This window comes from Xanthomonas sp. F10, assembly GCF_014206815.1.
GTDB classification, from domain to species: Bacteria; Pseudomonadota; Gammaproteobacteria; order Xanthomonadales; family Xanthomonadaceae; genus Xanthomonas_A; species Xanthomonas_A indica.
In genome coordinates this window covers 548,398-562,897 of the sequence record NZ_JACHNP010000002.1, presented here as the reverse complement: position 1 = coordinate 562,897, position 14,500 = coordinate 548,398, and the positions used below count along the sequence as shown (strand labels likewise).

Here is a 14,500-nt window from a genome sequence, read left to right as displayed (position 1 = left end):
CGGATCAGTCGATCAGCACGAAGACCGCGCCGCAGTACGGGCACTTGGCTTCGAGGCCGGGCTCGTCCTCGATCGGCAGGTAGACCCGCGGGTGCGAATTCCACAGCGCCATCTCCGGCGTCGGGCAGCTCAGCGGCAGGTCGGCGCGGCGCACCTCGTAGCGCGTCTGGGCATTGGCGGGCGCGGTGGCGGTATGGCTCATGGCGGTGGGGACACGGCGAAAGGGACAGGCGATTCTAGCAGCCCGCCCGGGCCCGGCGTGGGATCCGCGAGGCACGGCGACGACGTTCCTTCACGCGCTTTTCCTATTCGCTTGATGCAAGACGAACGCAGCACTATGCTGGTGTCACGCGGCGCCAACATGCCGCTTTGAGGTGTCTCGTGGATATAGGTGTGCGTTTGATGCAGGCGCGGCGAAATGCCGGTTTCACGCTGCGCGAGCTTGCCGCCTTGCTGGGCGTGGCGCATAGCACCCTGGGTCACTGGGAGAACAATCGTTCTGTCCCTAATGCCCGGCATTTGCTGAAGATCGCCGAACTTACCGGCGTCGACGCATATGTGCTGCTGACTGGCAAGCCTTCCAAGCTGAACCAGACCGACGGCGACAGCCTGCCGTTGCCGGTGGGCAAGCGCATGGCCTGAGTGCGGCGCGGCGCCACTGGCGTCGCTCCCGTGCCCCGGCTTGACCCCGCGCGGCCCGCGTGCCGGCCGCGCGCGATGGCGCGAATGGCACTGCGACATACCTTGTCGCCTGCATATGAAACCGTTTTCAGCCCCCACGTTTCTCTGACCCGCTGCGCAGCAGCGCTGCCCGTAGCGAAGACGCCCACGCTGCTGTCGTGATACTCCGACACTGATCCGCGCGCGATCGCCACCCTTCTCTGCCAGCAAGCCCGCCTGCTGCCACCTCACGCCCTCTCAGGCACGGCACCGAACACGCCCCGCCTTCAAGTGCGCGCACAACGCACGCACCGACCTCGTAGGAGCGACCGGAAGGCAGCCAGGCTGCCGAGCGGGCAAGCTGTGCGCCCCGGCGGCGGTGCCGGAGCGCATGCAACACACCGGCGGCGCCTTCGCGCGGACCGGTGTGCAACGGAGGCCGCGGCGGCGGCTTACTTCTCCGCTTCGAGCTGCTTGCGGATCTGCGCGTCGACCGCGGCGATCGCGGTCATGTTCATCACCCGGCGCGAGGTGGCGCTGGTGGTGAGGATGTGCACCGCCTTGGAGATGCCCATCAGGATCGGGCCGATCGCCACGCCATCGGTGAACACGCGCACCAGGTTGTAGGCGATGTTGGCCGCTTCCAGATTCGGCAGCACGAACAGGTTGGCGCGGCCCTTCAGCGTGCTGTTGGGCATGATCTGCTTGCGCAGCGCCTCGTCCCACGCGGTGTCGCCCTGCATCTCGCCGTCGATGTTGAGCTCGGGCTTGCGCTTGAGCAACGCCTCGCGCACCTGCCGCATCTTCAGCGCATCGCGCGAATCGTGGCTGCCGAAATTGGAATGCGACAGCAGCGCGATGTTCGGCTCGATGCCGAACAGCTTCAGGCGATAGGCGGCCTGCAGCGTGGCCTCGACGATCTGCTCCACGCTGGGATCTTCCTGCACGTGGGTGTCGACGAAGAAGAACGCGCCCTGCTGGTTGATCACGCCGGTCATCGCCGAGGTGGAGCTGACCCGCGGTTCCAGCGGGATCACGCTGCGCGCGTAGCCGAGCTTCTTGTGGAAGCGGCCGACCACGCCGGTGAGCAGCGCATCGGCTTCGCCGCGCGCGACCATCACCGCCGCGATCAGCGTCGGCCGCGAGCGCATCAGCTCCTTGGCCGCGGTCACGGTGACGCCGCGGCGCTCGGTGAGCGCGTGGTAGTACTGCCAATAGTCGTTGAAGCGCGGGTCGTCATGGATGTTGGTGACTTCGAAATCCACGCCGGCGGTGATGCGCAGGCCCAGGCGCTTGATGCGCGCCTCGATCACGTCGGGGCGGCCGATCAGGATCGGGAACGCCAGGCCCTCGTCGATCACGCTCTGCACCGCGCGCAGCACCACTTCCTCTTCGCCCTCGGCGTAGACCACGCGCTGCTTGTCGGCGCGCGCACGGTCGTACACCGGCTTCATCATCAGGCTGGTGCGGTAGACGAACTGGCTGAGCTTGTCGCGATAGGCGGCCATGTCGGCGATCGGCCGCGTGGCCACGCCCGAATCCATCGCCGCCTGCGCCACCGCCGAGGACAGTTCGACCAGCAGGCGCGGATCCAGCGGCCGCGGGATCAGGTAGTCCGGGCCGAAGCTCGGCGTCTCGCCGCCGTAGGCCGCCCCCAGGTCCGAGGCCTCGCGCCGCGCCATCGCGGCGATCGCCTTGACGCAGGCGATCTTCATCTCCTCGTTGATGCCGGTGGCGCCGACGTCGATGGCGCCGCGGAACAGGTAGGGGAAGCACAGCACGTTGTTGATCTGGTTCGGGTAGTCCGAACGGCCGGTGCCGATGATCGCGTCCGGGCGCACCGCCTTGGCCGCTTCCGGGGTGATTTCCGGATTGGGATTGGCCAGGGCGAAGATCACCGGCTGCGGCGCCATCGTCGCCACCATCTCCGGCTTGAGGATGCCTGCGGCCGACAGGCCCAGGAAGATGTCCGCCCCCTCGACGATCTCGGCCAGGGTGCGCTTGTCGGTGTCGCGGGCGTAGCGCGCCTTGTCCGGGTCCAGGTCGGTACGGCCGGTGTGGATCACGCCGTCGCGGTCCAGCGCCAGGATGTTCTCCGGCTTCAGGCCCAACGAGACCAGCATGTTGACGCAGGAGATGCCGGCCGCGCCCATGCCGGTGGTGGCCAGCTTGACCTCTTCGATCTTCTTGCCGGTGACCACCAGCGCGTTGAGCACGGCCGCGCCGACGATGATCGCGGTGCCGTGCTGGTCGTCGTGGAACACCGGGATGTTCATGCGCTCGCGCAGCTTGCGCTCGACGATGAAGCACTCCGGCGCCTTGATGTCTTCCAGGTTGATGCCGCCGAAGGTCGGCTCGAGGCTGGCGATGATGTCGACCAGCTTGTCCGGATCGTTCTCGTTGATCTCGATGTCGAACACGTCGATGCCGGCGAACTTCTGGAACAGCACGCCCTTGCCTTCCATCACCGGCTTGGACGCCAGCGGGCCGATGTTGCCCAGGCCCAACACCGCGGTGCCGTTGCTGATCACCGCCACCAGGTTGCCGCGCGCGGTCAGTTCGCTGGCCTGTTTCGGGTCGGCGACGATGGCCTCGCAGGCGAAGGCCACGCCCGGCGAATAGGCCAGGGAGAGGTCGCGCTGGGTCAGCATCGGCTTGGTCGCGGAGACCTTGATCTTGCCCGGCGGCTGCTGGCGGTGATAGTCGAGGGCGGCCTGTTTGAAATCGTCGTTTGACATCGAGGGCTTCTTTTGTCGAAAGGCGCGGAGGCCCGGAATTCTACCCCCAGCAGCAGGAGCGGTCCTGTCTGGCGGCTGTCACCAGGGCCGCGGGCACCGGGAAAAACGCGACGCGCCGGCAGTGCCGGCGCGTCCAGATTGCAGCGGACTCAGCGGGTCGGGGTGGCGACAGGATCGACCGTCACATCGGGCAGCGATTCTTCGCCGCCGTTCAAGGCGATGCGCAGGCGGTCGCGATCCAGCGCGTTCTCCCAGCGCGAGACCACCACGGTGGCCACCGCATTGCCGATGAAGTTGGTCAGCGAGCGGCACTCGCTCATGAAGCGGTCCACGCCCAGGATCAACGCCATGCCGGCCACCGGCACTTCCGGCACCACCGCCAGCGTCGCCGCCAGGGTGATGAAGCCGGCGCCGGTCACGCCGGCCGCGCCCTTGGAGCTGAGCATCGCCACCAGCAGCAGCGCGATCTGGTGGCCGAGGGTCAGTTCGGTGTTGGTGGCCTGGGCGATGAACAGCGCCGCCAGGGTCATGTAGATGTTGGTGCCGTCGAGGTTGAACGAATAGCCGGTGGGCACGACCAGGCCGACCACGGACTTCTGGCAACCGGCCTTTTCCATCTTCTCCATCAGCGAGGGCAGCGCCGATTCGGACGAGGAGGTGCCGAGCACCAGCAGCAGCTCGGCTTTCAGGTAACGGATCAGCTTGAGGACCGAGAAGCCACACAGGCGCGCCACCGCACCCAGGATCACCAGCACGAACAGCAGCGAGGTCACGTAAAACGAACCCACCAGCCAGGCCAGATTGACCAGCGATCCCACGCCGTACTTGCCGATGGTGAAGGCGATCGCGCCGAACGCGCCGATCGGCGCGGCCTTCATCAGGATATGCACCAGCTTGAACACCGGCGCCACCAGCGCCTCCAGCAGGTTCAGCACCGGCTTGCCGCGCTCGCCCACCATCGCCAGCGACACACCGAACAGCACCGCCACGAACAGCACCTGCAGGATGTTGTCGCCGACGAACGGGCTGAGCAGCGTCTTCGGGATGATGTCCATCAGGAAGCCGACCAGGGTCAGCTCGTGCGACTTCTCCACGTAGCTGTGCACCGCGCTCTGGTCCAGGTCGGCGGCATTGATGTTCATGCCGGCGCCGGGCTGCACCACGTGCGCGACGATCATGCCGACGATCAGCGCCAGGGTGGAGAAGAACAGGAAGTACACCATCGCCTTGGCGAACACCCGCCCCACCGTCTTCAGGTGGGTCATGCCGGCGATGCCGGTGACGATGGTCAGGAAGATCACCGGCGCGATGATCATCTTCACCAGCTTGATGAAGGCGTCGCCCAGCGGCTTGAGCTTCTCGGCAAACGCCGGCTCGAAGTGGCCGAGGATGGCGCCGAGGACGATGGCGACCACCACCTGGAAGTACAGCTGCCGGTAGAACGGCAGATGCCGGGGCGCGTGACCTGCCGGCGAGGTTGGAATATGCATGGCTTGCGCTCCGGGACGGTCCGCCCACCCGACGCGGGTCGCGGAATGCTGCCTTTGTACGCGTCGCCGGCGTCTAAGCAGATAACCTATTGGTACTAGGCCCGGCGCCTGGCCATGTCGACGCGGTTACAGTGCCGCGGTACGCTCACGGAAGGGCCGAACGCAACGCCGCAGACAGACGCCGCCCTGGCGGCCTGTGGCGGCGCCGTCGCCATCGCAGCGCGTCCTCAGGGGAGGCGGCGCCGCAGGAATTGCAACATCGCCGTAAAGAACGGCCGGGCGCGTCCGCTATTGCATGCAGGGGGCAATTACGTCCGGCACCGTGTCCGCATCGCGGCGGCTCGCCGTTCGCGTGCGGCCCGCCACCGCACTGCCCGCGCCATCGCACCACCAGCCCGGCCGGGGACTGCCGCGCCTTCATTCCTTACCGAGACGACTCCATCATGCGCCACACCCTTCTCTTCGCTGCGCTGGGCCTGACCGCCGCCGCTCCCGCCATCGCCGCCGATAACTTCGACAATTGGCCGACCAAGGTCGCCTTCAACGACGGCACCGAACTGGCCGTGACCGGCAACTACGCCTACGACTGGAACAACTTTTCCAACGACGACGGCCGCCTGGAAGACGACAACGCGTTCCGCCGCAAGGAATTCGGCGCCACGCTGAAGAAGAAGGGCGTGTACGACGCGATGGTGTACTTCGACTTCGAGTCCAAGCTGTGGCTGGACGTGTTCTTCCGCTTCGAGACCAAGGCGCTGTTCGGCGCCGATTACGGCAAGGTGCGGCTGGGCTACATCAAGGTGCCGGTGGGCCTGGAAGGCGTGACCAGCTCGCGTGCGGACAGCTTCATGGAAGTGGCGCTGCCGGTGCAGGCGATCTACCAGGGCCGCCGCACCGGCGTGGAGTGGACCTTCGAGCGTCCGCAATACCTGCTGCAGGCCGGCGCCTACGGCGGCAAGGACCTGCAGGGCGACAACCCCGGCACCACCCAGGCGGTGCGCGGCGTGTGGACCCCGTTCAAGGCCGAGGGCGACGTGCTGCACCTGGGCCTGGCCTATTCGCAGGAGAATCCGCGCGGCTACCACAACGGCCTGGACGTGAGCTTCAGCCCGCGCGCGCGCTTCCGCGCGCGTCCGGAAGCCGGCCTGACCGACGTGCGCCTGATCGACTCCGGCACGCTGGTCGACGTCGACCAGGTGCGCCGCACCGGCCTGGAGGCGATCTGGATCAAGGGGCCGTTCTCGATGCAGGGCGAGGCGCTGCGCGCCGACGTGACCCGCGACAACGGCCGCCCCGACTACACCGCCGACGGCCAGTACGTGTTCGCCAGCTACGTGCTGACCGGCGAATCGCGGCCGTACAGCGCCGGCAACGTCGGCAACATCAAGCCGGCCAATGCCTACGGCGCGGTCGAGCTGCTGGCGCGCTACAGCCGCCTGGACCTGGACGACGGCACCGTGCTCGGCGGCCGCCAGCACGACTGGACCTTCGGCGCCAACTGGTACCTGACCAGCCACTTCAAGTTCCAGGTCAACTACGTGCGCGCCGATGCCGAACGCGCCGGCGTGCGCCTGAAGCCGAACTCGCTGGACGTCCGCGCCCAGGTCCAGTTCTGAGCCGTCGCACGCCGGCCGATCCGACGCGATCGGCCGGCGTGCGTACTGCGGCGCCAGCCGCAGCGACCGTGCAAGGAACCGCAGCGCAGCCCGTCGTCGATGCCGACGGCCCGCGTGCACTCCGGCCTCGCCGCCCACAGCGTGTCCGCGGCGCATCTGCGGGTCGCTACCGGCGACGCTCGCTGACGCGATTGCCGTCCAGGCCTGACCGGGCCGTTTCTAGACGATCAGCGACACCGGCCAGCGCCAGCGCATGCCGCAAACGGCATCGCACCCTCTAAGCTGATGCGGCCCCTGTCGCCGCATTCTTCCGCATGCCCTCGCTCCTGCGCCATCGCCGCCTCGTCCTGCTGCTGGTCGTCATCGTCGGCGGCATGGCCTTGGCGATGCTGTCGGCGCAACACGTCGCCGAACAACGCGCCCTGCGTGCCGAGAGCGTGCAGTTGCGCCAGCAACTGGAGCTGTATGCGCAGACCCTGCAGCAGCGCATCGACCGCTACCGCACCCTGCCGCAGGTGCTGGCACTGGATCCGGAACTGCGCGATGCCCTGACCCACCCGCTGGACGCGGCCACGCAGCGGCAACTGAACCTGAAACTGGAACGCGCCAACGATGTCACCCGCTCCTCCACCCTGACCCTGATCGACGCCAACGGCGTGGCCCTGGCCGCCAGCAACTGGCGCCTGGCCAGCAGCAACGTCGGCGCCGACTACAGCTTCCGCCCGTACGTGAAGCAGGCCTTGGCCCAGGGCAAGGGCCGCTTCTACGGCATCGGCATGACCACCGGCGTGCCCGGCTACTTCCTGTCGCAGGCGATCCTCGATGCACGCGGGCGTCCGCTCGGAGTGATCGTGATCAAGATCGAGCTGGCCGCGCTGGAGCACGAATGGCTGCGCGTGCCCGACGTGGTGCTGGTCAGCGACCGCCACGGCGTGGTGTTCCTGTCCAGCCGCGACGTCTGGCGCTACCGCCAATTGCAGCCGCTCAGCGCGCGCGAGCGCGGCGAACTGCTGGCCACCCGCCAGTACGCGCAGCAGACCCTGCTGCCGGCGCAACGGCGGGTGCTGGAAACGCTGGACGACGGCGGCCAGGTGATGCGCATCGACATGCCGGCGCAGCCGGCGCCGCTGCTGTGGCAGAGCATGGCGCTGCCGGAGAGCGGCTGGCGCCTGCACCTGCTGCACGACATCGGCGGCAGCCGCGCGGCCGGCCGTGCCGCCGCGCTGGCGGCAGCCGGGATCTGGCTGGCAGTGTCGTTCCTGGGCCTGCTGTTCCAGCAGCGCCAGCGCCTGGCGCGGCTGCGCCAGCGCAGCCGGCGCGAACTGGAGTCGCTACTGCAGCAGCATGCGCAGGAGCTGCGTACCGCCCAGGACGGCATCGTACAGGCCGCGCAGCAGGCAGACACCGGCCTCAGCCGCAGCCTGGAGCACCTGCCGCAGGGCGTGGTGATCATCGACGCGCAACTGCGCCTGGTGGCGTGGAATTCGCGCTATCTGGAGATCTTCCGCTTTCCGCCGGAACTGATCCGGGTCGGCCGGCCGATCGAGGACGTGTTCCGCTACAACGCGCGTCGCGGCCTGCTCGGCCCCGGCCCGGTGGAGGCGGCCATCCAGCGCCGCCTGGACCACCTGCGCAGCGGCCGCCCGCACATGCGCGAGAGCGAGAAGGACGACGGCACGGTGCTGGAAATCCGCGGCAATCCGCTGCCCGACGGCGGCTTCGTCACCAGCTACGCCGACATCACCAGCTACAAGAACGCCGCGCGCGAACTGCGCTCGCTGGCCGACGCGCTGGAGCACCGCGTCGCCGAACGCACCCGCGACCTGGCCGAGGCCAAGCGCGAGGCCGAGAACGCCAACCGCTACAAGACCCGCTTCGTGGCCTCGGCGGTGCACGACCTGCTGCAGCCGCTGAACGCCGCGCGCATGTTCGTCTCGGCGCTGCGCGGCAAGCTGCACGAGGCCGATGCGCGGCAGATCGCCGACCATGTCGACAACGCGCTGGCGGCGCAGGATGCGATCCTCAACAGCCTGCTGGACATCTCGCGGCTGGAGGCCGGCACGCTGAAGACGCAGGTGCAGGACCTGGCGCTGGATCCGCTGCTGCAGACCCTGGCGCGCGAGTTCGGCATCGTCGCCGAAGGTCGCGGCCTGCGCCTGGACTATGTGCCGACGCGCGCCACGGTGCGCAGCGATGCGACCCTGCTGCGGCGCATCCTGCAGAACTTCCTGTCCAACGCGGTGCGCTACACCCCGCGCGGGCGCGTGCTGCTGGGCTGCCGGCGCGAGGGCGCGCAACTGCGCATCGAGGTCCACGACCAGGGGCCGGGCATTCCCGACGCCCTGCAGCAGGAGATCTTCGAGGAATTCCGCCGGCTCGGCGACGGCGTCGCCAACGACCGCGGCGCCGGCCTCGGCCTGGCGATCGTGGAGCGCATCGGCCGCCTGCTCGGCCATCGCATCGGCCTGCGCTCGCACTTGGGCCGCGGCAGCGTGTTCTCGGTGACGGTGCCGTTGGGCGATGCCGCTGCCGCGCAACGCCAGGCGCCGGCGGCGATGGCCAGCGACAACGGCGACGACCCGATCCTGCACGGCTGCCGCGTGTGGTGCATCGACGACGACCCGCGGGTCTGCGAGGCCAGCCGCACCCTGCTGACGCGCTGGGCCTGCCAGGTGGAACTGGCCGCCGGCCCGGAGCAGGCCCTGGCCGCGGCGCAGCCGGCGCAGGCGCCCGAACTGGTGCTGCTGGACGTGCGCATGGGCGACCGCGACGGCCCGAGCCTGTTCGCGCAGCTGTGCGCACGCTGGCAGGCCGAGCCACGGGTGATCCTGATCACCGCCGAAGCCGATCCGGCGTTGCGCGCCCTGGCGCAGGAACGCGGCTGGGGCTTCCTGGCCAAGCCGGTCCGGGCCCCGGCCCTGCGCGCGCTGATGACGCAGATGCTGCTGCGGCGTGGGTGAGGCGTGTTGTGGAGGCTGGATGTCTGGCCGCGGTACTTTGGCGGCTAGGGAAACCCGGCGCCCGTACCCTCATCCTCCCCTGCGGAGCACCTTCTCCCGAGGGGAGAAGGAAGAGCCGGAGCGTCGCGCTTTAGCCCCCTCCCCCGGGGGAGGGGTTGGGGTGAGGGTCCGGGGCGCGCAGCGCCACCTGAGGCTTCATGCGCAGTTGGCGGGCATCCCAGCCATTGCTTTTGAGGGAGGAACCCCGGGCTGCCGCACCCTCATCCGCCCCTGCGGGGCACCTTCTCCCGAGGGGAGAAGGACAAGCCGGAGCGTCGCGCTTTAGCCCCTCTCCCGTCGGGAGAGGGGTTGGGGTGAGGGTCGGCGCGCGCAGCGCCACCTGAGACCTCATGCGCAGTTGGCAAGCCCTCCCCGCCTTGCCCTTGAGAGAGGAAGCCCCCGGGCCGCCGCACCCTCATCCGCCCCTGCGGGCACCTTCTCCCGGGGGAGAAGGATGCGCCGCTTTCACCACTCGCGCGGGGCGATCAGCTCTTCGACGTCGGCGTCTTCGAAACCGTAGGCCTTGGCGATGTGCAGGAAATCCACACCGATGTTCTCGCGCGCGGAGGTCTCGATCTCGCTGTCGTGGGCCTCGAACTCCAGCGCCAGCTTGTTGAACTCCTCGGTGGCGGCATGGGTCAGCCGGTACAGCGCCGCCAGGTCCGCCGGTTCCTGCGCCTCGATCGCCTCGCACAACCGCAGCAGGATCTTCTGCCCCTTGCCGACCAGCGACGGGGGAAAGTAGTCGTCGTCCAGCATCTCCTGCAGGAACGGATAGTGGGCGGTCTGCTCGTTGCGGATGGTCGTGGTGGGCATGGTCCGGTGGTCTCCGCCCGCAGGGGGCGCGGGCATCGGCGCATAGCATCGCGTATCCGGGCGCCGCGGAAAACGCCCCCCGCCGGCGCCCGGTTCAGGCCTCGCCTTCCGGCTCCAGCGCCTTCACCAGCACCGCCGCCTGGGTGCGGCTGTGGCACTCGAGCTTCTTCAGGATCGCGGTGACGTGGACCTTGACGGTGTTCTCGGCCAGGCCCAGCTCGTAGGCGATCTGCTTGTTGAGCAGCCCGTCGGCCAGGCACAGCAGCACCCGGAACTGCTGCGGGGTCAGTTGCGCCAGGCGCGCGGCCAGCTGCGCATCGGCCTCCGAGCGCGCCGCGGTCAGCGGCGGGAACCAGGTGCCGCCGTCGAGCACCGCCGCCACCGCGATGCCGATGGTCTCGGCCGGCGAGGACTTGGGGATGAAGCCGGCGGCGCCGAACTGCTGCGCACGGCGGATCACCCGCGGGTGGTCGTTGGAGGAAATCACCACCACCGGCACGTCCGGGCGCTCGCCGCGCACGTGCAGCAGGGCCGAGAAGCCGCGCGCGCCGGGCATGGCCAGGTCCAGCAGGATCAGGTCGGCATCGGCTTGCGCGGCCAGTGCGGCGTCCAGGGTGGCGGCGCTGGCCGCCTCCACCACCAGGGCGCGCGGCAGGGCCTGGCGCAGCGCGTGCAGCACGGCGGCGCGGAACAGCGGGTGGTCGTCGGCGACCAGGATCGTCGGGGCATCCATGGGCGTGAGGCGGCTGGCATGACGCCGCAACGCGGCGTCGGGTGGGCGCGGACAGCGCGCAGGATAGGCAGTGTACGTGCGGCGCGGCTGGATGCCGAGCGTGCACGTGCCCCGATCGGACCGCGGCGCGGCCAATGGCGGCCATGGTCGGCCTCCGGGACGCCACCGGGGCGCGTCAACCGGCGCAGGTCGGCGCGTTGCGCACGGGACGCACGTATCGCAAGCCGCCAGCCGCTACCGCAACGGCAACAGCGACGGCCGCGTATTCAAGACCAGCACCACACTGGCCGATAAGACGGCGTGATCGTCTCGCTCTCCAACCTGCTGGGCCGCCTGCCGCTGGCCGCGCGCTGCCTCCTCCTGTGCCTGGCGCTGGCGCCGACCGCGGCGGCGGCCGTGACGGCCAACGACGACGACCTGCCCAGCAGCCTGGAACACTTCGGCCTGGACGAGGGCCTGTCGCAACTGTCGATCAACGCCTTGCAGAGCGACGACCAGGGCTTCCTGTGGGTGGGCACGCAGGAGGGCTTGAACCGCTTCGACGGCCATCTGTTCCGCGCCTACCGGCGCGAGCTCGGCAGCGACAGCCGGCAGAGTCTGCTGAGCAGCAGCATCGACAGCCTCGGCTTCGAACCGAAAGGCACCCGCCTGTGGCTGGGCACCAACGATGCCGGCCTGGAAGTGATCGAGCTGGCCACCTGGCAACACCACCGCCTCGGCAAGAAGCAAGGGCTGTCGCACAACCGCATCACCCAGATCCTGATCGATCCGCAGGGCGGCGCGTGGCTGGGCACCGAACGCGGGGTCGACCGTGTCGACGCCGACCTGCAGCGGGCACGTCCGCTGGGCGGCGATGCGCCGGTGGTGGGCCTGACCTGGATGCCGGACGGCAAGCAGCCGGTGGCGCTGGACAGGCAATGCCGGCTGTGGCGGCTGGGCCGCGACACCCGCGAGGCACTGCCGGCACCGCCCGGCATCGACGAATGCGTGGGCCTGCAGTCCGGGCCGGAGGGGCTGTGGCTGGCCTCGGCGCGCGGCGGGCTGTTCCAGCTCGATCCGCGCGGCGCGGTGCTGGCGCACTGGACGCCGGCGCAGCTGCTGACCGGCGGCAGCGACCTCAGCGCGCTGATCCGGCTGCACGATGGCCGTGTGCTGGTCGGCACCACCAACGCCACGGTGACGCAACTGGACAGCGCGCGGCATGCGCCGCAGCGGCTCAGCTTCGACATAGCGCCGAACAGCGCCATCATCCGCTTCTACCAGGCCCCCGACGGCACCTGGTGGATCGGCACCTACACCGCCGGGCTGTACCGGGTGCGGCCGTTGTCGGCGGTGATCCGCAACGACGAGGAGCGCGTCAGCGACACCCACGACTGGCCCAGCAGCAGCGTGCGCAGCATCTGGCGCGACGGCGAGCGCATGCTGATCGGCACCGACCAGGGCCTGCTGCTGCGCGACGGCAACCGCGCCGCGTGGCGCGTGGTACCGGGACTGGCCAGCCAGGCGATCCGCAGCATCGCCGCCGACCGCGACGGCTGGTGGCTGGGCACGCGCCAGGGGCTGTGGCGCCTGGACCGCAGCGGCGCTCTGCGGCGCCTGGGTGGGCTGGCCGACGCGCACATCAACGATCTGCTGCTGGAAGGCGACACGCTGTGGGTGGCCACCCGCCGCGGCCTGAGCCGCGTGGTCGGCGGCCAGGTGCGCAACGATCCGCGCTGGGCGCCGCTGAACGGGCACACCCTGACCCGGGTCTACCGCGACAGCGAAGACACGCTGTGGATCGGCTGCAACGACTGCGGCGTGTGGCGCATGCGCAGCGGCCGCCCCGCCGAGCCGTACCGCCCGCGCGGCAGCACCCTGTACCCCTCGGTGTGGTCGCTGTACGAACACGACGGCGTGCTGTGGGTGGGGACCTTCTCCGGCGGGCTGTACCGCATCGACCTCAAGCGCGACGTGGCAGTGCGCTACAGCGACCGCGAGGGCCTCAGCAGCAACGTCATCTACACCATCCTGCCGGATCCGCAGGGGCGGCTGTGGCTGAGCACCAACAACGGCCTGAGCGTGCTCGACCCGCGCACCCGCATCGTGCAGAGCCTCGGCCGCCGCGACGGCTTGCAGAACCAGGAATACAACAGCGGCCGCGGCTATCTCGACGCACACGGCCTGCTGTACTTCGGCGGCACCCAGGGCGTGGACGTGATCGATCCCACGCGTCTGCCGCTGCGCAGCCCGCAGGCGCGCGCGGTGCTCACGGACCTGCGCATCCTCAATGCCGGCGAGGATCGCAACGGCGGCCAGAACCAGGCCGAGAGCGACGTGGTCTACGCGCAGCGCATCGCCCTGGACCACCGCGACAATGTGTTCACCCTCGGCATGACCGCGATCGACTTCGCCGCGCCCGGCACCGCGCGCCTGCGCTACCGCGTCGACGGCTTGCAGAAGGGCTGGGTGTATCCGCAGACCGCGCACAGCGATTTCTCGGTCAGCCACCTGCCGCCGGACCGCTACACCCTGGTGGTGGAAGCGGCCGGGCGCGACGGCCAGTTCGGCGCCGCGCGGCGGCTGCAGATCGAGGTACTGCCGCCGCCGTGGCGGCATCCGCTGGCCTATGCCGGCTACGTGCTGCTGGGGCTGGCGGTGATCGGCCTGGTGCTGCATCGCGTGCGGCGCACGGTCAACCGCGAGCGCGACATGGTGGAGTTGCTGAACCTGACCGTGGCCGAGCGCACCCGCCAGCTCGAGCGCGCCAATCAGCAACTGCTGCAGAGCAACGCGCGCTTGCAGGCGGCCACGCGCCTGGATCCGCTGACCCAGGTCGCCAACCGCCGCGAACTGCAGGACTGGCTGGCACGCGAATGCCCGGCCCTGCTGGCGGCGCTGGACGAAGGCAGCAGCGCCGATGCGCTGTACTTCTTCATGATCGACGTGGACAACTTCAAGCGCATCAACGACGACTACGGCCACCAGGCCGGCGACGCCGCGCTGGTGCACTGCGCCGATCGCCTGCGCGGGCTGTGCGGCGAACACGACCTGCTGGTGCGCTGGGGCGGCGAGGAATTCCTGCTGGTCACGCGCCTGCCGCGCGAGGGCGCCGCCACCGACCTGGCCGAACGCCTGCGCGCGGCGGTGGCGACGCAGGGCTTCGCCCTGGCCGAGCGCGAACTGACCCTGACCTGCTCGATCGGTTTCGCGCCGTGGCCGTTCGTGGCCGCGTGGCCGGCGCTGGGCGACTGGGAACAGAGCGTGGGCCTGGCCGACCGCTGCCTCTACGCCGCCAAGGGCGCCGGCAAGGACGCCTGGGTGGGACTGGCGCCGGGCGCCGCACCGGACCGGCCGCGATTGCACGCGCTGCTGGCCGGCGGCGCGCCGGAGGAACTCGGCGACGGCGTGCGCGTGCTGTGCTCGCCCGGGCGCCAGCCGCGCTTCGCGCGCTGAGCGCCGCCACCGC

General features: G+C 69.8%; 9 protein-coding genes. 4 read left to right on the top strand and 5 right to left on the bottom strand.

Annotated features, from left to right (window positions below; all coding sequences use genetic code 11):
• Nucleotides 1-4 precede the first annotated feature (4 nt).
• The gene (locus FHR56_RS13925) at nucleotides 5-202 is read right to left on the bottom strand and encodes a zinc-finger domain-containing protein (protein WP_160945358.1); all 198 of its coding nucleotides are present in this window, start codon (nucleotides 200-202) and stop codon (nucleotides 5-7) included.
• 191 nt (nucleotides 203-393) lie between these two features.
• Here FHR56_RS13925 and FHR56_RS13920 point away from each other — a divergent pair, with 191 nt between their 5' ends.
• Entirely contained in the window at nucleotides 394-642 is a 249-nt protein-coding gene (locus FHR56_RS13920) for a helix-turn-helix transcriptional regulator (protein WP_311195509.1), read from the top strand.
• 470 nt (nucleotides 643-1,112) lie between these two features.
• Here the strand turns inward: FHR56_RS13920 and FHR56_RS13915 are convergent, their stop codons facing one another.
• Complete coding sequence (locus tag FHR56_RS13915; RefSeq protein WP_160945359.1) at nucleotides 1,113-3,398, bottom strand: NADP-dependent malic enzyme; 2,286 nt, start codon at nucleotides 3,396-3,398, stop codon at nucleotides 1,113-1,115.
• A 149-nt stretch (nucleotides 3,399-3,547) separates the two neighbouring features.
• Entirely contained in the window at nucleotides 3,548-4,888 is a 1,341-nt protein-coding gene (locus FHR56_RS13910; protein ID WP_160945360.1) for a dicarboxylate/amino acid:cation symporter, read from the bottom strand.
• Nucleotides 4,889-5,331: 443 nt separating this feature from the next.
• Here FHR56_RS13910 and FHR56_RS13905 point away from each other — a divergent pair, with 443 nt between their 5' ends.
• On the top strand, nucleotides 5,332-6,504 hold the full coding sequence (locus tag FHR56_RS13905; RefSeq protein WP_160945361.1) for a porin: 1,173 nt from the start codon (nucleotides 5,332-5,334) through the stop codon (nucleotides 6,502-6,504).
• Between the two features lie 314 nt (nucleotides 6,505-6,818).
• Complete coding sequence (locus FHR56_RS13900) at nucleotides 6,819-9,464, top strand: PAS-domain containing protein (protein WP_160945362.1); 2,646 nt, start codon at nucleotides 6,819-6,821, stop codon at nucleotides 9,462-9,464.
• Between the two features lie 504 nt (nucleotides 9,465-9,968).
• On the opposite strand, the gene FHR56_RS13895 is transcribed toward FHR56_RS13900, so the two are convergent.
• Together FHR56_RS13895 and FHR56_RS13890 are read right to left on the bottom strand one after the other, a co-directional pair.
• Complete coding sequence (locus FHR56_RS13895) at nucleotides 9,969-10,319, bottom strand: DUF5713 family protein (RefSeq protein ID WP_019796691.1); 351 nt, start codon at nucleotides 10,317-10,319, stop codon at nucleotides 9,969-9,971.
• Between the two features lie 94 nt (nucleotides 10,320-10,413).
• Nucleotides 10,414-11,052, bottom strand: a complete 639-nt coding sequence (locus tag FHR56_RS13890; RefSeq protein WP_048490880.1) for a response regulator transcription factor — start codon at nucleotides 11,050-11,052, stop codon at nucleotides 10,414-10,416.
• 300 nt (nucleotides 11,053-11,352) lie between these two features.
• Between FHR56_RS13890 and FHR56_RS13885 the strand changes: the two genes are divergently transcribed.
• Nucleotides 11,353-14,487 carry a ligand-binding sensor domain-containing diguanylate cyclase gene (locus FHR56_RS13885; RefSeq protein WP_160945363.1) on the top strand — a complete coding sequence of 1,045 codons (3,135 nt, stop codon included), beginning with the start codon at nucleotides 11,353-11,355 and terminating at the stop codon, nucleotides 14,485-14,487.
• The last annotated feature ends 13 nt before the right edge of the window (nucleotides 14,488-14,500 follow it).